The 18930-nt window shown below is 71.9% G+C and carries 19 protein-coding genes; 8 read left to right on the plus strand and 11 right to left on the minus strand.

The window, feature by feature from the left end; translation table 11 throughout:
* Nucleotides 1–39: 39 nt before the first annotated feature.
* Nucleotides 40–1419 carry an MFS transporter gene (locus tag DW296_RS09130; RefSeq protein WP_136051969.1) on the plus strand — a complete coding sequence of 460 codons (1380 nt, stop codon included), beginning with the start codon at nucleotides 40–42 and terminating at the stop codon, nucleotides 1417–1419.
* Nucleotides 1420–1475: 56 nt separating this feature from the next.
* On the opposite strand, the gene DW296_RS09135 is transcribed toward DW296_RS09130, so the two are convergent.
* Nucleotides 1476–2183: an IclR family transcriptional regulator gene (locus tag DW296_RS09135; protein ID WP_136051970.1), complete on the minus strand. Its 708-nt coding sequence runs from the start codon at nucleotides 2181–2183 to the stop codon at nucleotides 1476–1478.
* Between the two features lie 128 nt (nucleotides 2184–2311).
* Between DW296_RS09135 and DW296_RS09140 the strand changes: the two genes are divergently transcribed.
* From DW296_RS09140 to DW296_RS09165, 6 genes are all read left to right on the plus strand, one after another.
* The gene (locus DW296_RS09140; RefSeq protein ID WP_136051971.1) at nucleotides 2312–4174 is read left to right on the plus strand and encodes an FAD-dependent monooxygenase; all 1863 of its coding nucleotides are present in this window, start codon (nucleotides 2312–2314) and stop codon (nucleotides 4172–4174) included.
* A gap of 80 nt (nucleotides 4175–4254) precedes the next feature.
* A complete protein-coding gene (locus tag DW296_RS09145) occupies nucleotides 4255–5229 on the plus strand; it encodes an ABC transporter ATP-binding protein (protein WP_136051972.1) in 975 nt (324 codons plus the stop codon).
* A 1-nt stretch (nucleotide 5230) separates the two neighbouring features.
* Entirely contained in the window at nucleotides 5231–5992 is a 762-nt protein-coding gene (locus DW296_RS09150; RefSeq protein WP_240743047.1) for an ABC transporter permease, read from the plus strand.
* Nucleotides 5993–6020: 28 nt separating this feature from the next.
* Complete coding sequence (locus DW296_RS09155; RefSeq protein ID WP_136051973.1) at nucleotides 6021–7148, plus strand: sensor histidine kinase; 1128 nt, start codon at nucleotides 6021–6023, stop codon at nucleotides 7146–7148.
* Nucleotides 7145–7771, plus strand: a complete 627-nt coding sequence (locus tag DW296_RS09160) for a response regulator transcription factor (RefSeq protein WP_136051974.1) — start codon at nucleotides 7145–7147, stop codon at nucleotides 7769–7771. Before DW296_RS09155 ends, DW296_RS09160 begins: the two co-directional genes overlap by 4 nt.
* A gap of 76 nt (nucleotides 7772–7847) precedes the next feature.
* Complete coding sequence (locus DW296_RS09165; RefSeq protein WP_071327416.1) at nucleotides 7848–8228, plus strand: VOC family protein; 381 nt, start codon at nucleotides 7848–7850, stop codon at nucleotides 8226–8228.
* Between the two features lie 610 nt (nucleotides 8229–8838).
* Here the strand turns inward: DW296_RS09165 and DW296_RS09175 are convergent.
* Both DW296_RS09175 and DW296_RS09180 read right to left on the minus strand, forming a co-directional pair.
* Nucleotides 8839–9687 (minus strand): PhzF family phenazine biosynthesis protein, encoded by an 849-nt coding sequence (locus tag DW296_RS09175; protein WP_136051975.1) that lies wholly within the window; start codon nucleotides 9685–9687, stop codon nucleotides 8839–8841.
* Between the two features lie 26 nt (nucleotides 9688–9713).
* Nucleotides 9714–11450 carry a thiamine pyrophosphate-binding protein gene (locus tag DW296_RS09180; protein ID WP_136051976.1) on the minus strand — a complete coding sequence of 579 codons (1737 nt, stop codon included), beginning with the start codon at nucleotides 11448–11450 and terminating at the stop codon, nucleotides 9714–9716.
* Between the two features lie 160 nt (nucleotides 11451–11610).
* Between DW296_RS09180 and DW296_RS09185 the strand changes: the two genes are divergently transcribed.
* A complete protein-coding gene (locus DW296_RS09185; protein WP_060923485.1) occupies nucleotides 11611–12120 on the plus strand; it encodes a phosphoribosyltransferase in 510 nt (169 codons plus the stop codon).
* Here DW296_RS09185 and DW296_RS09190 read toward each other — a convergent pair whose 3' ends face one another.
* The 8 genes from DW296_RS09190 to DW296_RS09225 form a co-directional block, all read right to left on the minus strand.
* The gene (locus DW296_RS09190) at nucleotides 12121–13659 is read right to left on the minus strand and encodes an ATP-dependent DNA ligase (RefSeq protein WP_136051977.1); all 1539 of its coding nucleotides are present in this window, start codon (nucleotides 13657–13659) and stop codon (nucleotides 12121–12123) included.
* Nucleotides 13660–13726: 67 nt separating this feature from the next.
* Complete coding sequence (locus tag DW296_RS09195; protein WP_136051978.1) at nucleotides 13727–14497, minus strand: enoyl-CoA hydratase/isomerase family protein; 771 nt, start codon at nucleotides 14495–14497, stop codon at nucleotides 13727–13729.
* A 9-nt stretch (nucleotides 14498–14506) separates the two neighbouring features.
* Nucleotides 14507–15670, minus strand: coding sequence for a 1,2-phenylacetyl-CoA epoxidase subunit PaaE (gene paaE / locus DW296_RS09200; RefSeq protein ID WP_136051979.1), 1164 nt, complete (start codon nucleotides 15668–15670; stop codon nucleotides 14507–14509).
* Nucleotides 15670–16173, minus strand: a complete 504-nt coding sequence (gene paaD / locus DW296_RS09205; RefSeq protein ID WP_136051980.1) for a 1,2-phenylacetyl-CoA epoxidase subunit PaaD — start codon at nucleotides 16171–16173, stop codon at nucleotides 15670–15672. Before paaD ends, paaE begins: the two co-directional genes overlap by 1 nt.
* Entirely contained in the window at nucleotides 16167–17075 is a 909-nt protein-coding gene (gene paaC, locus DW296_RS09210) for a 1,2-phenylacetyl-CoA epoxidase subunit PaaC (RefSeq protein WP_136051981.1), read from the minus strand. The genes paaD and paaC overlap by 7 nt, the downstream gene beginning before the upstream one ends.
* Nucleotides 17072–17401: a 1,2-phenylacetyl-CoA epoxidase subunit PaaB gene (gene paaB, locus DW296_RS09215; protein WP_025103829.1), complete on the minus strand. Its 330-nt coding sequence runs from the start codon at nucleotides 17399–17401 to the stop codon at nucleotides 17072–17074. The genes paaC and paaB overlap by 4 nt, the downstream gene beginning before the upstream one ends.
* Nucleotides 17401–18396 (minus strand): 1,2-phenylacetyl-CoA epoxidase subunit PaaA, encoded by a 996-nt coding sequence (gene paaA, locus DW296_RS09220; RefSeq protein WP_136051982.1) that lies wholly within the window; start codon nucleotides 18394–18396, stop codon nucleotides 17401–17403. The genes paaB and paaA overlap by 1 nt, the downstream gene beginning before the upstream one ends.
* Nucleotides 18397–18483: 87 nt before the next feature.
* Complete coding sequence (locus tag DW296_RS09225; protein WP_136051983.1) at nucleotides 18484–18903, minus strand: pilus assembly protein CpaE; 420 nt, start codon at nucleotides 18901–18903, stop codon at nucleotides 18484–18486.
* Nucleotides 18904–18930 lie beyond the last annotated feature (27 nt).

The raw sequence follows: 18930 nt of genomic DNA on the forward strand, positions 1-18930 counted from the left end.
GCCGTGACAACGCGGTCACAAGCACAAAGGAGACACCCCATGAGCGGGCAGTCACAGGATGGGTTCACGCCCACCGGAACCATCGCGACGGCGGCCGACCGGCGTCGTGTCGTCTTCGCCACCGTCGTCGGGACCACCGTCGAGTGGTACGACTTCTTCATCTACGCCACGGCGGTCGGGCTCGTCTTCGGACAGCTCTTCTTCGCTCCGCTCGGCGCCAACAGCGCTCTCGTCGGCTTCGCCACGGTCGGTGTGAGCTTCCTCTTCCGTCCCCTCGGCGCGTTCCTCGCGGGCCACTACGGCGACAAGTTCGGCCGCAAGGCCGTGCTGATGTGGACGCTGATCCTCATGGGTGCCGCGACCGCCCTGATCGGTCTGCTCCCCACCTACGAGACCATCGGCGTGCTGGCGCCGATCCTCCTCGTGCTGCTGCGCATCGTGCAGGGCATCTCGGCCGGCGGCGAGTGGGGTGGCGCGGTGCTGATGGCCGTCGAGCACGCCCCGCGCAAGAAGCGCGGCATCTTCGGCGCCTCCCCGCAGATCGGCGTGCCGCTCGGCCTGCTGCTCGCGTCGGGCGTCATGGCGCTGATGACCGTGATCGCTCCGGGAGACCAGTTCCTCGCCTGGGGCTGGCGCGTGCCGTTCCTGCTGAGCGTCGTGCTGATCCTCGTGGGCTACTACGTCCGCCGTCGCGTGGAGGAGAGCCCGGTGTTCGCCGAACTCGCCGAGCGCAAGGAGAAGGCGAAGATGCCGATCGTGCAGCTCTTCCGCAAGCACCTGCTGCTCGTCATCATCGCGGCCCTCGTCTTCGCCGGGAACAACGCGGTGGGCTACATGACCACCGGCGGCTACATCCAGGGCTACGCCACGAACCCCGACGGACCCATCGGCCTCGAGCGCGGACCGGTGCTGTGGGCGGTCGCCGGATCGGCCGTGACCTGGCTGCTGACCACGCTGCTGGCCGGCTGGGTGTCGGACCGCATCGGCCGTCGCACGACCTACCTCATCGGCTGGGTGCTCCAGCTCGTCGGCGTGTTCACGCTGTTCCCGCTCGTCAACACCGGCGAGGTGGGGCTGCTGTTCGCCGGTCTCGCGATCCTCACGATCGGCCTGGGCTTCACCTACGGGCCGCAGGCGGCGCTGTACACCGAGCTGTTCCCTGCGAGCATCCGGTTCTCCGGCGTCTCCATCTCGTACGCGATCGGCGCGATCGCCGGCGGCGCCTTCGCGCCCACCATCGCGACGTTCATCGTCGATCAGACCGGCTCCACCGAGGCGGTCACCTGGTACCTCGCGGGCATGACGCTCCTCGGCCTCGTCGCCACGCTCCTGCTGCGCGACCGCTCGGGCATCCCGCTCGGTCCGGACCACGAGGAGGAGCAGTCCGTCAGCCCGATCCGCGGGCTCGCGAAGGTCTGACCTCCCCGCCACGAGAGCGCACGTCCCTGAGGGGCGTGCGCTCTCGCGCGTCCGGCTCAGCCGTCGAGGGCCTCGCGGATGAGATCGGCGGAGCGCCGGAGGCGCGCGGCGATCTCCCCGTCGTCCAGGTCGGTCGCGACGTGTACGACGGCGATCGCGGCGGGCCGCTGACCGCGCAGGCGGAGCGGGACGGCGACCGACTGGACCGTGGGGATGACCTCGTCGTGGCTCGTGGCGTAGCCGCGCGCGGCGGCGGCGTCGACGTCGGCGCGCAGGGCGGGGGAGATGTCGACGTCGACCTCCGCGCCGTCGAGCTGCGCGAGGATCGCCTTCCCGGGGGCGCCGACCGTGACGGAATGCCGCGCGCCGGGGCGCTGGGCGACGCTGGCGACGGCGTGCCGCGGCTCGACGCTGGCGAGGGTGATGCACTCGGCCCCGTCGAGGACGGCGAGGAAGCAGGTCATGCCGAGCTCGTTCGCGATGGCGGTGAGCTCCGGCAGGGCCTCGGCCTGGAGGTCGTGGGCGACGCCGGCGGCGAGGGCGGCCATGCGGGCGCCGAGGCTCACGGCGCCGCTCGCGTCGCGGATCACGAGACCGTGGTCCTCCAGTGTGCGGAGCAGGCGGTAGGCGATGGACCGATGCACATCGAGGCGCCCCGCGATGTCGTCGATGGTCAGCGCACCGCGGGCGTCGGCGAGCACCTCGAGGATGCGGATGCCGCGGCTCAGCGTCTGCGAGGCGGGGGCGACGGGGCGCTCGGGCATGGCTCTCCTTGCGATGCGCGAGGCACCGGTCTAGGCTGTGTTCAATAGTAGAACACTGTGTTCGAATATAGAACACGATGCTCCTGGGCGCAAGACCCGACGAAGACGTCCGGAAGGAATCGACGACGATGCAGTTCCACCACCACGGCTATGTGTCCGGAGACCCGCGCGTGCAGGACGCCGCCGGCACCGGGATCGACCGCCCCGCCGCCCTGCCCGACGAGGTCGACGTCCTCATCGTCGGCTCCGGCCCCGCGGGCATGCTGCTCGCGGCGCAGATGTCGCAGTACCCCGACATCACGACCCGCATCATCGAGAAGCGCGAGGGCCGCCTCGTCCTCGGACAGGCCGACGGCATCCAGCCCCGCAGCGTGGAGACCTTCCAGGCCTTCGGCTTCGCCGAGCGCATCATCGCCGAGGCCTACAACATCGGCTGGATGAACTTCTGGGGCCCCGACCCCGAGCACCCCGATCGGATCGTGCGGACCACCCGCACCGCCGACTACGCCTACGACATCTGCGAGTTCCCGCACCTCATCGTCAACCAGGCCCGCGTGCTGGACTACTTCGCCGAGGCGGCGGCCGACGGTCCCGGACGGATCGTGCCGGACTACGGCGTGGAGTTCCTCGGGCTCACCGTGCACGACGAGGGCGAGTACCCGGTCGAGGTGAGCGTCCGCCATGTCGGCGAGGCCGACGAACGCGTCGTCCGGGCGAAGTACGTGGTGGGCTGCGACGGCGCCCGGAGCGGGGTGCGTCAGGCGATCGGACGCACGCACGTCGGCGCGAGCGCCGCGCACGCCTGGGGCGTCATGGACGTGCTCGTCAACACCGACTTCCCGGACTGGCGCACCAAGTGCGCGATCAACTCGAAGGCCGGCAACATCCTGCACATCCCGCGGGAGGGCGGTTACCTCAGCCGCATGTACATCGACCTCGGCGAGGTCGCGGCGGACGACGATCACCGCGTGCGCCAGACGCCGATCGAGGAGATCATCCGGCGCGCCAACGCGATCCTCCACCCCTACACGCTCGATGTGAAGCAGGTGGCCTGGCACAGCGTCTACGAGGTCGGCCACCGCGTGACCGACGGCTTCGACGACGTGGACCCGGGCGTCGACCGCAGCCCGCGTGTCTTCCTCACCGGCGACGCCTGCCACACCCACAGCGCCAAGGCCGGCCAGGGCATGAACGTGTCGATGCAGGACGGGTTCAACCTCGGCTGGAAGCTCGGGTCCGTGCTGAGCGGCCGTGCGCCCGAGTCGCTGCTCGCCACGTACGGCGCCGAGCGTCGTCCCGTCGCGCAGCAGCTCATCGACTTCGACCGCGAGTGGTCCAGCCTCATGGCGCGCAAGCCGGAGGAGATCTCCGACCCCAACGAGCTGGCCACGTACTACCTGGCGACGGCCGAGTTCCCGTCCGGGTTCATGACCCAGTACACGTCCTCCATGATCACCGGCACGGACGCGCACCAGGCGCTCGCGGTCGGCTACCCGCTGGGCAAGCGCTTCAAGTCGGCGGAGGTCGTGCGGGTCGGGGACGGCAACGTCGTCCACCTCGGACACCACGCGAAGGCCGACGGCCGGTGGCGGGTCTACGCGTTCGGCGACCGCACCGGCGACGCGCTCGCCGCGTGGGCGGAGGAGGCGGCGCCCGTGTTCGCACGGTTCACCCCGGCGGACGCCGACGCCGACGCCGTGTTCGACGTGAAGGCCGTGTATCAGCAGCCCTTCGAGGAGGTCGAGGTCACGACGACGCCCGAGCTCTTCCAGCCGAAGACCGGCCCGCTCGGACTCACCGACTGGGAGAAGGTCTACGCCGCGGGACCGAGCAAGTGGTGCGGCACGGACATCTTCGAGGCGCGGGAGCTGTCCCGCGACGGCGTCGTGATCGTCGTGCGTCCGGACCAGTACGTCGCCGCGATCCTCCCGCTGGACGGCGTGGACGAGCTGGCGGGCTTCCTGGACGGGGCGCTGCTGCCGGTGCGCTGAACCTCGGCATGACACGTGTCATGCCGAGGAGATGACACCGCCCTCCGGACGGCCGCGCGCTCCGGCGCGAGGCTGGAGGCATGAACGAGACATCCGTGCAGGAGGCGGCACCGCGCGTCGCGTCGTCCTCCGCGTCCCCCGCCGTCGATGACAGACCCGTGGCGCTGGAGCTGATCGACGTGCGCAAGCACTTCGGCAGCGGCGAGCGCCGCGTGTCGGCCGTCGACGGTGTCGATCTCTCCATCCGGCGCGGCGAGGTGGTCGCCCTGCTCGGCCCCAACGGCGCGGGCAAGACCACCACGCTCGACATGCTCCTCGGGCTCACCGCCCCCAGCAGCGGGACCGTGCGCGTGCTCGGGACGGCTCCGGAGCGGGCCACCGCGAACGGGGCCATCGGGGCCGTGCTGCAGACCGGGGGCCTGCTCGGCGACCTCACCGTCGGCGAGACCGTGCGGCTGATCGCCTCGCTGTACGGGCGGGAAGCCCTCGCGCGCGTGCCGGAGGTGATGCGCCGTGCCGACCTCGCCGGTCTCGCGCGCCGCCGGGTGTCCAAGTGCTCGGGCGGCGAGCAGCAGCGCGTGAAGTTCGCGCTCGCGATGATCTCCGATCCCGACATCCTCGTGCTCGACGAGCCGACCGCCGGTATGGACGTCACCGCGCGGCGTCACTTCTGGGACGTGATGCGCGCCGACGCGGACGCCGGGCGCACGATCGTGTTCGCCACGCACTATCTGGAGGAGGCGGAGCAGTTCGCCCGCCGCACGGTGGTCATGCATCGGGGCACCGTCGTCGCGGACGCGCCCACCGCCCTGCTCCGCGCGAGCCTGGGCGAGCGCACGGTCTCGGCCACCGTGCCCGCCGTGTCGGACGCGCTGGTCGCCGCCCTGACCGCCGCGGAGGGCGTGACGGGCGTGCGCATCGACGGGAACCGCCTCAGCCTCCGCGCCACCGACTCCGACACCGCCGCCCGCCTGCTGCTCGACGGGGGAGCGCACGACCTGGAGATCGCCGCCCCCACGCTCGAGACCGCCTTCACCGCCCTCACGGAGGACTGACATGACCATGACCGTCTCGCCCACCATGCTGCGCATCGAGGGGCTGCGCCAGCTGCGCAACCCCTACACGCTCGCCTTCACCCTGGCCATGCCCGTGGCCATGTACCTGCTCTTCGGTGCGGGCATGGGGTACGGCACGCTCTCCGCCGGCAACGGCAACGTCTCCTTCTACGTGATGGTCTCGATGGCGGCCTACGGCACCGCGGTGGCGATGAGCTCGCTCACCTCGCTCGCGGCCACCGAGGCCAAGCAGGGGTGGGGAAGGCAGCTCGCGATGACGCCGCTGACGACCACCGGCTACGCCCTGACGAAGCTGCTCACCGCCGTGTCGTTCGCGGCGCTCGCCCTCGTCGCGGTGTTCGTCGCCGGGCTGCTCACCGGCGCGGAGGCGGACGGCGCCTGGCGGTGGGTCGTGACCGCCGCCCTCATCCTCGGCATCGGGCTCATGTTCGGCCTCTACGGGCTCGGGGTCGGCCTGTTCTTCGGCTCCGACTCCGCCGCCGCGCTCGCGTCCATCTCGATGACCTTCTTCGCCTTCTTCGGCAACGTGTTCATGCCGCTCGACGGCGTCATGCTCGAGATCGCCCGGTTCACCCCGTTGTACGGCTTTGTCGCCCTGAGCCGGTGGCCGCTCACGGAGGGCGTGCTGACGACGGGGCAGACGGATGAGCTGTGGATGCTGCTCCTCAACGTCGCGGTCTGGCTCGTCGTCTTCGCGGTGCTGGTGACGATGGGCGTGCGGCGCTCGCGGTCACGACGGTGAGCGCCCCGCGCGACAGTAGGTTGGACGGATGACGATGCAGGAGGGCCGGGAGGCGGACGCCCGATCCGGGACGGGCAAGGACCCCTGGGCACGGTTCGGCTGGCTGATGGCGGTCGTCTGGCTCGTGTTCCTGATCTATCCGGTCCTCGCGCTGCTCGCCTCCGCCGCTCCGCAGGCGTGGGTCGTCACGGGTTGGGTGGCGCTGGTCGCGTTCATCGTCCTCTATGTGACGGGGTTCATGCACGGCATGCGCGGCGGAGGCGGCCTCGGTCGTACCCCCTCGCGGCGACAGTGGATCACGTTCGCCGCGCTCATCGTGTGCGCGCTGGCCACGATCCCGGCCGTGGGCGGGTCGGCGCTGAGCTTCCTGCCGTTCATCATGTCGTTCGCCTCGTACGGACTGACCCGTGCTTGGCACTGGATCACGACCATCGCCGCGCTCGTGGTGGCGGCCGGCTGCGTCTTCCTCATCCCCGACAACCTCTCCTACCTGTCCGTCCTCGCGATCGTCGCCCTCCTCGGCGTCGTGAACACGGTCTCGACCTGGCTCATCGTGCGCTCGGCAGAGGCGGAGCGGCTGGGCAGGGAGCTGGCGACCAGCGAGGGGCGGGAGGCCGTGGCGCGCGACGTGCACGACCTCATCGGCCACTCGCTGACGGTCGTCGGACTCAAGGCACAGCTCGTGCGGCGGTTGATGGACTCCGACCCGGAGCGCGCCAAGGCCGAGCTCGCCGACATCGAACGTCTGACCGCGGAGGCCATCGCCGGAGTGCGGCAGACTGTCGCCGGTGCGCGGGCGACGACCCTCGTCGAGCAGCTCGCGTCGACCGAGGACTCGCTGCGCGCCGCGGACATCGCGCTCGTCGTGGACGGGACCCCGGACGCCCTCTCGCCTGTGCAGGCGATCACGGCGAGCTGGATCCTCCGCGAGGCGACGACCAACACGCTGCGGCACTCCGGTGCCGCGGCCGTCCGCGTGCGCATCGCTCCGGGCGTGCTCACCGTGGAGGACGACGGTGTCGGGCCCGCGTCCGCGACCGGGCATCGCGAGGGCAACGGCATCCGGGGGATGCGCGAGCGCGCGGCGGCGGCCGGCGCCGGGTTCACCGTGCGGCCCGGCGAGGCGGCGGGCACGCGGGTGGAGGTGACGTGGTGACGGCGGCCCCGACGGTTCCGATCCGGCTGCTCATCGCCGACGACCAGGCCCTCGTGCGCGGGGCGCTCGGGGCCCTGCTCGACCTGGAGCCGGATCTCGAGGTGCAGGGTCTGGCGGCGGACGGTGCGGAGGCGCTGCGCCTGGCGGAGGAGCTGCAGCCGGACGTGTGTCTGATGGACATCCAGATGCCGGGCGTGGACGGCGTCGAGGCGACGACGCGGATCCGCGCGGTCAGTCCGCACACGCGCGTGCTCGTGGTGACCACGTTCGCACGACCCGGGTACCTGCGCGCGGCGCTCGACGCCGGGGCGAGCGGTTTCGTGGTGAAGGACACCCCGGCCGAGGAGCTCGCCGCGGCCGTGCGCCGCGTGCACGCCGGACTCCGGGTGCTCGATCCGAAACTCGCCGAGGAGAGCCTGTTCGAGGGAGCCAACCCGCTGAGCGACCGGGAGCGGCAGGTGCTGCGGCTCGCCGCCGACGGACGATCCGCGGCGGCCATCGCGGCGGAGGTGTTCCTGTCGGCGGGCACCGTGCGCAACCACCTCTCCGCCGCGATCGGCAAGACCGGCGCCGAGAACCGGGCGCAGGCGGTGCGGATCGCGTCCGACAAGGGCTGGCTCTGACTCCTCTGGCGGGTGTCGGAGGCCGCGCGTACTGTGAGGGCCGACGGGTGACGGAGCCCGACAGGAGGAGTGCGTGATGGACTGGAAGATCGAACTCATCTTCGTGCCGGTCAGCGATGTCGACCGGGCGAAGGACTTCTACGTGAAGATCGGTTTCCACGCCGACCATGACCAGGTGCCGTACGAGGGGCTGCGGTTCGTGCAGATGACGCCGCCGGGGTCGGCCTGCTCGATCGCCTTCGGCACGGGGCTGGACACCGGCCTGGCACCGGGGCAGCAGAACACCATCCAGGTGGTCGTCCCCGACGCCGACGAGGCTCTCGCCCATCTGCGGGGGCTCGGGGTGGAGGCCGAGGGCGTGGACGAGCAGGACTGGGGTCGCTTCGTGCGCTTCGACGACCCGGACGGCAACACCTGGACCCTGCAGGAGCTCCCGGACTACAGCGCCCAGGGGTGACGACGGTCCCCGGGCCGGGTCTGGGGACGGGGGTCGTGTCCGGTTCAGGTTCGTCTCGGGTCTGGTTCGGTTCTGGGGGCTCGGGGGTTGTGTGCGGTCACAGATGCACGACCTCGTGACGGATGCACGACCGGCGACAGTGTGTGGTCGTGCAGATGGAACGGGGTCGTGCAGGTGTAGGCGGGCTCGGGACGCGGGTCCCCTGTCGGGGCGGAGATGCACGGCTGAGGACGAGTGCACGACCTGGGGTGGGTCGTGGTCGTGCACCCGTCACCGTGTCGTCCTCCTGTGCGTTATGCCCATGTGTGCCGTTGGTCGCGCCCGAGGGGTCGATGTCTCGTCGGCCGCGACGGATGCACGGCCGGGTGACGGATGCACGACCGAGGGTGGGTATCGCTCGTGCGGGCGGCACCGGGTCGTGCGGGTGTGCCTGTGGGGAAGGTCCGGAGTCGGGCGACGGATGCACGGCCGGGTGACGGATGCACGACGAGGGGTCGGGTGTGGTCGTGCGGGCGGAACCGGGCCGTGCAGGCGGTCCGGGATCAGGGTGGTCCGGGATCAGAGAGGTCCGGGGGGTCAGGGAGGTCAGGGGGTCAGGGAGGTCCGGGGGTCAGGGGAGGCGCGTGGCCCCGCCGGAGACGACGAGGCCGCCGGAGGCCGGGATCGCGACGCGGAGTTCGCTCGGGCGACCGACGTGGGCGCCCTGACGGATGCGGACGGTGTCGCCCGGATAGCCCTGCGCGCGGAGGTAGGCGCCGACCGAAGCGGCTGCGGACCCCGTCGCGGGGTCTTCGGTGATGCGGCCCACGGGGAAGAGGTTGCGGGCCTCGATCTCGGCCGGATCCTCGGCGTGCAGCACCGTCACCGTGCCCTGCCAGCCCTGTGCGCGCATGAGGGCCGCCACGTCGGCGGGGGAGAAGCGGAACTGATGGAAGAGCTCCCGGTCGGCGACGAAGACGATCGGGTGCCAGTTGCCCGCGAACGCCTCGCGGACCGGGAAGCGCGGGTCCACGTCGGCCGGCGCCATCCCCAGCAGCGCGAGGAGGCGGTCCCGCACGACGGGGTCGAGGTCGCGGACCTCCGGCTCGACGCTCGTGAACGACACTGTCACCCTGCCGTCCGCGTCCGCGAAGGACTCCATCGACACGTCTCCGGCCGCGGTCTCGAACACGACCGTCCCCGGCCCCTGCCGTTCGGCGAGGGCCACCGCGGTCGCGACCGTCGCATGCCCGCAGAACGGCACCTCCGCGGCGGGCGACCAGTAGCGCACCCGGAAGCGGGAGCCGTCCGCCGCGGCGTCCTGCACGAACGCGGTCTCCGAGTAGCCGACCTCGCCCGCGATCCGCTGCATGTCTGCCTCATCGAGCCTGTCCGCGGCGAGCACGACACCCGCGGGGTTGCCGCCGTCCGGCGTCGCGGCGAAGGCGCTGTAGCGCAGGACCTCGGGAGCATCCGTCATTCCGGGAGCCTATCGGCCCGCACGGGTCAGGAGTTCACGCGGATGATCTCCTGCTGGTATGGCGCGATCACGTCGCCGGAGATCCGGAGGTCGAGGACGAGGAAGCGCCGGGTCGCCGGGTCCTCCTCGGCCCACGCGGCGAGGCGACCCAGGTCGTCGAGCGTCCGCACCACGACGCCCTCGGCGCCGACCGCGGCCCCGAACGCGGCGAAGTCGACCTCGGGGATGCGCATCGGACCCTCGGCCAGGCCCTTCAGTCCGTAGAGGTTGACCTCGGCGCCGTACGCGGCGTCGTTCCAGACCACGGCCATGCCGCGTCCGCCCGCCGCCCGCACGGCCGATTCGAGGTCGGCGATCGCCATGAGCCCGCCGCCGTCGCCGGAGGTGAGCACGATGGTCGCGTCACGACGGGCGAGGGCCGCGCCCACCACGCTGGGCCAGCCCTGTCCGATCGACTGGAACGCGGTGCCGATCATCATCATCCGGTCGGGCGCGGCGACCGGCCAGTACATGTTCGCCCAGCCGATGAAGTGCCCGCCGTCCGAGACCACGACGCGGTCTTCGGGAAGGAGCTCGGCGATCCGGCGCGCGGCGGAACGCGGGTCGAGGCGGCCGTCCGGTGCGAGCTCGTCCCCGGGCTCGTACGCACGGGCCGCGGCGACATCGACCGTCTCCCGCCAGGGTCGGGCGGGCACAACTGCGGAGTCCGCGCCCGACACGCCGCCGGAGCCGGGGGTGGCGCCGGCGAGTCCGGCGGCATCTCCGAAGTCGTGCCCAGAGGAGAGAGAGGAGAGGCGGGCGACGAGGGCCTCGGCGGCGAGACGGGCGTCGGCGCGCACGAAGCCGCCGACGTGGGCGTGCGTGGCGGCCGGAGCGGTGTCGATCTGGAACACCCGGGTGCCCGGGGCGAAGAGGTCGCCGAAGCGCATCGTGAACTGGTTCAGGCTGGCGCCGAAGACCACCGCGACGTCGGCCGTCCGCACGAGCTCCATCGCCCCCTCGGCGCCGAAGCCGCCGGTGACCCCGAGGTCGTACCGGGCGTCAGGGAAGATGCCGCGGCCGAGGGCGGAGGAGGCGGTGAGCGCCCCGGTCTGCGCGGCGAGGGCGCCGAGAGCCTCGCCCGCGCCGGCCAGCCAGGCCCCGCGCCCGGCGAGGAGGAACGGACGCTCGGCGTCGCGCAGGGCGGCGGCGATCTCATCCAGCATGCCCTCGGCGAAGTCCCCGCGCGGGGCGAGCGGCGCGGGGAGCCGAGGAGCCGGGGCCGCTGGCACCGCACCGGCCTCGAGGGCGGCGACGTCGTAGGGGATGGCGAGCACGACGGGCACGCGATAGGTGAGGGCGTGCTCGACGGCGATGACGGTGGTCGCGGCGGCATCCGTCCGCCCGACGGTGTAGGTGCGCGCGCCCACCGCCGAGGCCAGAGCGATCTGGTCCACGTCCCACGGCCGCGGACCCGAAGTCGGCTCGTCGCCCACCACGAGGACGAGCGGCACGTGCGCCTGCACGGCTTCGGCCAGCGCCGTGATGGTGTTCGTGAAGCCGGCGCCGTAGGTGGAGGTGCCCGCGGCGATGCGGCCCGAGGCGCGGAAGTGCGCGTCGGCCGCGACGACCGCGCCCTGCTCGTGCCGCACGGCGGTGAAGGTGGCGTCGGTCTGCGTCTCGAGGGCGTCGAGGAAATAGGCGTTGCCGTTGCCCATCACGCCGAAGACGGCATCGACGTGCTGGGCGAGGGTGAGGGCGACGTGCGCGGAGACGGAGGGCATGGAGAAGCCTTTCGAGACAGGGACGGAGAAGGGGGATCCGTATGTGTCTCGCCCTCGCGGCGATGCGAGGTGCTTCGTGCCTCTTTTTCAGGCACCGGCAGGGCCGGACCTGCTCAGTCTAGCGGCGGCTCGGACGGAGCGGATGCGCGAGAATGGACCGATGACGGATGCATCGATCGAGCGCGAGACGCTCACCTGGGACGGCTTCGGCGCGGCGACGCGCGATCTGGCGCGCAACATCATCGCGACGGGCTTCGAGCCGGAGGTCGTGGTGGCGATCGCGCGCGGCGGCCTGCTCCCGGCCGGCGCCATCGCGTACGGGCTCGGCGTGAAGAACTGCGGCGCCATCAACGTCGAGTTCTACACCGGCATCGGCACCGTGCTGGACGCCCCGGAGGTGCTGCCGCCCGAGCTCGACATGGCCTATCTCGACGGCCGCCGCGTGCTGCTCGTGGACGATGTCGCCGACTCCGGTCGCACGCTGGCGCTCGCCGTCCAGCTGCTGCAGGAGAAGGGCGCCGACGTGCGCTCCGTCACGATCTACACGAAGCCCTCGACGATCATCCAGCCGGACTTCGCGTGGAAGGACACCGACCTCTGGATCGACTTCCCCTGGTCGTTCCGAGGCACGGTGCGTCAGGAGGACGAAGGCCTCCCGCCCACGGCCTGATCAGGCGTCGTCCGTCGCACCCCGCCGCAGCGCCAGGAGCGTCTGGATCGTGTCGGCCTCCGCCGCGGTCTTATCCGGACGGTAGCCCTTGACCCTGGCGAACCGGAGTGCGAGACCGCCGGGGTAGCGCGGGGACCGCTGCACGCCGTCGATCGCGATCTCGACCACGAGCTCCGGCCGGAGGAACACCGTCGACGCGGAGCGATGGGTCTCGTGCGCCGGGAACTCGTCGGTCTGCCACTGCAGCAGCGCATCCGTGAGGCCCTTGAAGGTCTTGCCCACCATCACGAACCCGCCGGGGTCGCCGAAGTCGCCGTCCGGATCCCGGGCGCCGAGGTGCAGGTTCGACAGCCATCCGCGGCGGCGCCCCGACCCCCACTCGGCGCCGAGCACCACGAGGTCGAACGTGAGGACCGGTTTCACCTTGACCCAGGACTTGCCGCGGCGGCCGGCGGCGTACGGCGCATCCACGGCCTTCACGAGCACGCCCTCGTGGCCGGTCGCCAGGGCTTCGCGGGACAGGCGCTCGGCCTCTTCCGCGCTGTCGGTCACGATGCCGGGCATGCGCCACTCGCCGGCGACCTCGGCCAGGACCTCCTGGCGCACCGACAGCGGCTCGTCCAGCAGGTCGCGGCCGTCCACGTGCAGGACGTCGAAGAACCAGGGGCGCAGGGCGAGCTCGCGCGCCGCGTCCGCGCCGAACCGGGACATCGTCTCCTGGAACGGCCGGGGACCGCCGTCCTCGTCGAGCGCCAGGGTCTCGCCGTCGAGGATGACCTCCTGCGCGGGAAGACCGCGGACGACCTCGACGATCTCGGGCAGGCGGTGGGTGACGTCCGCGAGGCTTCGTGTGTAGATGCCGACCTCGTCGCCGCGGCGGTGCACCTGCATGCGCGCGCCGTCGAGCTTGTACTCCACCGAGGCGCGGCCGGTGATCTCCAGGGCGGCCGTGGGCGTCGGTGCGGTGGCCGCGAGCATCGGGAGGACGGGGCGTCCCACCCGGAGCCCGACCTCGTCGAGTGCGCCCTCGGCGCCGGTGAGCGCGAGCAGCGCCGTCTCGCCGAGGTCGCCGGAGAGCATGGCCGCTCGTCGCACCGTGGCAGGCGGGGCCTCGGCGGCGCGGGCGATCGCGTCGAGGAGCACGCCGCTCAGCGCTCCGGTGCGGAGCTCCCCGAGCATCGCCCTGGTCAGGAAGTCCCATTCGGGAGCGGTGGCTCGGGCGGCGAGGTCGTGCAGCAGCTCGCTGCGTACACCCGCCGAACCGGAGCCCGAGGTGTGCGCGAGGGTGTCGAAGGCGTGGTCGACCTCCGCGATGGTCAGCATCGGCGTCGTGGTGTGCTCGATGGCGAGGGCCGTCAGCCCCCGCCACCCCACGCCGAGGCGACCCTGGCGGGGTGCCGCGAGGAGCAGCCCCACGAGAGGCGGGATGTCGTCGGCGTCGGCCCGGCGCAGCAGCGCCGCGATCGCCTCGACCTTGGCCAGGCGGGACGAGGTCGCGGCGACCTGGTCGGTGGTGGTGACGAGCTCCGAGAGCAGCATGCGGGCATCCTCCCACCGGGGTCGGACACCGCGCGAGACGGTTGACACCGACGGCCGGGCCGTGGCGTCAGCGCCCGTGGAACTCCGGCTTCCGCTTCTCCTGGAACGCGGCGAAGCCCTCGCGGTAGTCCTCGGTGTCGCACAGGGCGGCCTGCGCCGCGTTCTCGACGTCGATGGACTCCCACAGGGTGAGGCGTTCGTCGCGGATGCGGGCGACGAGCTCCTTGCTCGTCCGGAAGGCGGCCGTGGCGCCGTGGGCGGCCTTCCCCGCAGCGGCCGTCGCGGCGGCCTGCACCTCGTCGTCCGGGAGCACCTGGGAGAAGAGCCCCGAGCGCACGGCTTCCGTGCCGCTCATGAGCCGGCCGGTGTAGATGAGGTCGAGCGTCTTGTGCGGGCCGAGCCGGTCGAGGAACAGCGCGTGCCCGCCGGAGTCGAGGGTCGCGCCGAGCGCGGCGAACGGGGAGCCGATCTTCGCGGACTCGGCGACGTACACGACGTCGGTCGCGATGAGCAGCCCGAGTCCTACGCCGAGGCAGGCGCCGTGGGCGACGGCGAACGTCGGCGCCGGGAAGCGGGACATCCGCTGCAGCAGGGGCGTCACGCGTCCGCCGAGGTAGCCGAGCACATCGTCGTCGCGCGGATCGACGGCGGAGATGTCCCGCCCGGCGCAGAACGCGCGTCCCTCGCCGCGGAGCAGCAGCGCCCGCACCCCGGCGGCCTCGGCCTCCCGGTACGCGGCGTCGAGCTCCGCGAGGGCGGTCTCGTCCAGGGCGTTGAGCTTCGCGGGGGCGTCGAGCACCACGGTGGCGACGTCGTCGGCGATGGCGAGATCGATCATCAGGACTCCTCAGACGTCGTAGTCCACGACCACGCGGTCGCTGGTCGGATGGGACTGGCAGGTGAGCACGTAGCCGCGCTCCAGCTCGTCGGGCTCCAGGGCGTAGTTCTCGGTCATCGTGACGCTGCCCTCGAGCACGCGCGCGCGGCAGGTGCCGCAGACGCCGCCCGCGCACGCGAACGGGGCGTCGGGGCGCACCCGCAGCGCGGCGTTCAGCACCGACTCGCGCGCCGCGACCGGGCTCTCCACCGTGGACGAGACGCCGTCGAGGTTCACCTCGATCCGCACGGTCTTCTCGCCCGAGCGCACCGTGACCGGTCGGGCGGTCCGCACCGGCTCGTCGCCGGTCGTGAACAGCTCGAAGCGCACGTGCTCGCGGGGCACGCCCACGTCGGCCAGCACCTCCCGGCACAGGTCGACGAGCGCGAGCGGTCCGCACAGGAACCACTCGTCCACGTCGGCCGGGTCGATCAGCGCGTCGAGGATCGTCCGCAGCTTGGGCTCGTCGATGCGGCCGGAGAGCACCGGCGCGGTCCGCTGCTCGCGGGACAGCACGTGGTGCAGCGTGAGCCTCGTCGGGTAGCGGTCCTTGAGGTCGGCGAGGTCTTCCAGGAACATGACGTCCAGCGTCGACCGGTTCGTGTAGAGGAGCGTGAACCGCGAGGTCTGCGACCGGGAGAGCACGGTGTGTGCGAGGGCCATCAGCGGCGTGATCCCGGAGCCGGCCGCGATGCCGACGACGTGCTTCTCGTCCAGGTCGTCGAGACCGGAGGTGAACGTGCCCTGGGGGCTCATGACGTCGATGCGGAAACCCGGGTGCAGTCCGGTCTGGGCCCACGTGGAGAACGTCCCGCCCTCGTCGCGCTTCACGGCGACGCTCAGGCGCGTGGGTGCCCCGTCGGTGCGATGCTCGGGCGCCCGGCAGAGCGAATAGGAACGCCGCACCTCCACGCCGTCCAGCGTCGTGCGCAGCGCCACGTACTGCCCGGGGAGGTGGTCGTAGTCGTCGGCGAGCTCCGCGGGCACCGTGAAGGTCACCTCGACGGAGTCCTCGGTGAGCGGGCGGACGTCCTCGACCTCGAGCGTGTGGAACCGGGCACGGCTCCGTGCCCGGGCGGGGGAGGCGGGAGAGGGCGCCGGCGTCGTCGCCGGAGCCGGGGAGAACAGCGACATCAGTGCACCTTGAAGTGATCGAAGGGTTCCAGGCAGGCCCGGCACTCGTGCAGCGCCTTGCACGAGGTCGACCCGAAGCGGGAGACCTCCCGGGTGTCGAGGGAGCCGCACCGGGGGCAGCGCACGCTGAGGGCGAGCCGGATCGGACCGGCGGGTACGGCCGCGCGGCCGCTGGGAGGCGCGATCCCGTACGCGCGGAGCTTCTGCTTCCCGGCGTCGGTCATCCAGTCGGTGGTCCACGCGGGGGAGAGCACGAGCCGCACCTCGACGTCCGCGAAGCCCGCGGCCGTGAGCGCGAGCACCACGTCGTCGCGGATCGTGTCCATGGCCGGGCACCCGCTGTAGGTCGGCGTGATGTCGACGACCACGCGCTCGCCGCGGAGCTCGACCGCCCGCAGCACCCCGAGGTCCTCGATCGTGAGCACCGGCACCTCCGGGTCCGGCACGGCGGCGGCGATCCGCCAGGCCTCGGCCGTCGCGTCGCCGGTGGTCCGGGTCACCATGACGCCCCCGGGTGCCGTCGCGCCAGCACCTGCATCTCGGCGAGGATGTGCCCGAGCGGCGTCGCGTGGGCGCCGTTCCGGCCGCCCGCCGACGACGCCGGCACCTCCGGCACCGCGAGCTCGGCCTCGGCGAACACCGTGTCGATGACCGCGTCGAACGGAGCGCGGAGGGTCGACGGCCGCACGGCGGCATCACCGAGGCGATCGATCAGCGGCTCGTCGCGGAACAGCTCGTCGACGTACGGCCACACATCCGCGAGGGCGCGGATCATCCGCCGCCGGGACTCCTCCGTTCCGCCCGCCAGGCGCAGCACCCACTGCACGGCGTGGTCGCGGTGGTAGTCGACCTCCTTGAGCGCCTTCTCCGCGATCGCGGCGAACGTGGGCTCGGTGCTCGCGCGGAGGGCGGCGTAGAGCTCCACCAGGTAGACCGAGGCGACGAGCTGGCGCGCGATGGTCTGCGCGAAGTCGCCGTTCGGCTGCTCCATGATCCAGGCGCTGCGGAACTCCGGCTCGTCGCGGAAGTACGCGAGATCGTCCTCGGAACGGCCGTCCCACGTGCCCGCGAAGTGCAGGAAGGAGCGGGCGTGGCCGAGCAGGTCGAGGGCGATGTTGCCGAGCGCCACGTCCTCCTCGAGCTCGGGGGCCCGGGAGATCCAGGCGCCGAGCTGCTGCGACAGGATGAGGGCGTCGTCGCCGAGCCACAGGGCGTACTCGGCGATGTCGGCGCTCGCCGCGGTCGTGCCCGCGCCGGCGAGCTCCTCGCTGAGCCGCAGCTCGTCGACGGAGACGTCGCCGTGCGCCTCCCCGTGGACGTCGCCGGGTGCCTGAGCGGAGCTGGGTCCCTGAGCTCGGCCGGTTTCCTGAGCGGAGCTGGGGCCCTGAGCCTGTCGAAGGGTCACAGGTGCGGCACCCCCTCGGACGCGGTGTAGTACACCGCGTGCCGGTAGTTCTTGCCGGCGGGGCTCTCGAAGTACGCCCCCTTGGCATCGGGGTCGCTCGTGGTGATCGCCTCGGCGGGGACCGCCCAGATCGACACGCCCTCGCCCCGGCGGGTGTAGAGGTCGCGCGCGTTGCGGATGGCCATGTCGGCGTCGGGGGCGTGCAGCGAGCCGACGTGCACGTGGCTCAGCCCGCGGTTCGCCCGCACGAAGATCTCCCACAGGGGCCAGACCTCGCGGCCCTGGGTCCCTGAGCTCGTCGAAGGGTCGGCTCCGGGGGTCGCCATCACGCCACCGCCCCTGCGACAGGCTCAGGACGCAGACGGGAACGCTGCTTGCGGGCGTACTCCGCGGCGGCCTCCCGCACCCACGCGCCCTCGTCGTGCGCCGTGCGCCGGCGCTCCAGCCGCTCGGCGTTGCACGGCCCATTGCCGCGCAGCACCTGGAAGAACTCGTCCCAGTCGATCTCGCCCATCTCGTAGCGACCGGTCTCCTCGTCGAACCGCAGGTCGGGGTCGGGGAGGGTGACGCCGAGGATCTCGGCCTGCGGCACGAGCATGCTCACGAACCGCTGACGCAGCTCGTCGTTGGAGAAGCGCTTGATCTTCCACGCCATCGACTGGGCGGAGTTGGGGGACTGGTCGTCGGGCGGCCCGAACATCGCCAGGCTCGGCCAGTACCAGCGGTCCACCGCGTCCTGCGCCATCTGCCGCTGCTCGTCGGTTCCGCGCATGAGCGAGAGCAGGATCTCGAACCCCTGGCGCTGGTGGAACGACTCCTCCTTGCAGATGCGCACCATCGCGCGCCCGTAGGGGCCGTAGGAGGCGCGGCACAGCGGCACCTGGTTGCAGATCGCGGCGCCGTCGACGAGCCAGCCGATCGCGCCCATGTCGGCCCAGGTCGGGGTGGGGTAGTTGAAGATCGACGAGTACTTCGCCTTGCCGGAGATGAGCTGGTCCATCATCTCGTCGCGGGTGATGCCGAGGGTCTGGGCGGCGGAGTAGAGGTAGAGGCCGTGACCGGCCTCGTCCTGCACCTTCGCCATGAGGATCGCCTTGCGCTTGAGGCTCGGGGCGCGGGTGATCCAGTTGCCCTCGGGCTGCATGCCGATGATCTCGGAGTGGGCGTGCTGGGAGATCTGCCGGATGAGCGTCTTGCGATAGGCCTCGGGCATCCAGTCGCGCGGCTCGATGCGCTGCTCGTTCGCGATCAGCTCGTCGAACAGGCGTTCCTCGTCGGAGGTCTCGCCGTCCACGAGGGACAGGTCTGCGGGACTGGTCATCGTCGACTCCTCGGGCTCCGGTCCTTCTTTACTGACCGATCGTTAGGTAATTCTGACACACGCGACGGCCCGATTCAACAGGACGTGTCAGCGTGAGCGCGAGATCAGTGCCAGCAGCGCGCGGCCGTAGGCCTCCGCCGGGTCCGGGTGCTCGAACCGCAGGGGAGCACCGCCGAGCTCGATCTCGACGCGGAACGTGTCAGGGAGGCGGGTGAGGGCACGGAACGTCCCGCGGAGGAGGTCGCGCAGCTGGTCCTCGCGCGGCAGCCACACCGCATCGGCGAGGGTCACGGCGTCGAGCGCCCACTCCGTCGTGCCGTTGAAGGCGAGATCCGTGCCGGCCGGCGTCTGCCGCGCCTCGATGGTCATCGCGCTCACCGTGAAGACGTCGGCCTCCGCCTCCAGCTCCACCTCGTCCGGCAGGTCGAGCTGGAACCGGTCACCCTCCGCGGGCTTCCAGGTCAGACCGGCATCGCGGAGGGCGACGGCGAGTTCGCGGGTGATCATTCCTCCACGCTACGGCTTCTACGGCGG

Origin of the sequence: Microbacterium sp. K36, from assembly GCF_004794355.1 — a bacterium.
Lineage (GTDB): Bacteria > Actinomycetota > Actinomycetes > Actinomycetales > Microbacteriaceae > Microbacterium > Microbacterium paraoxydans_D.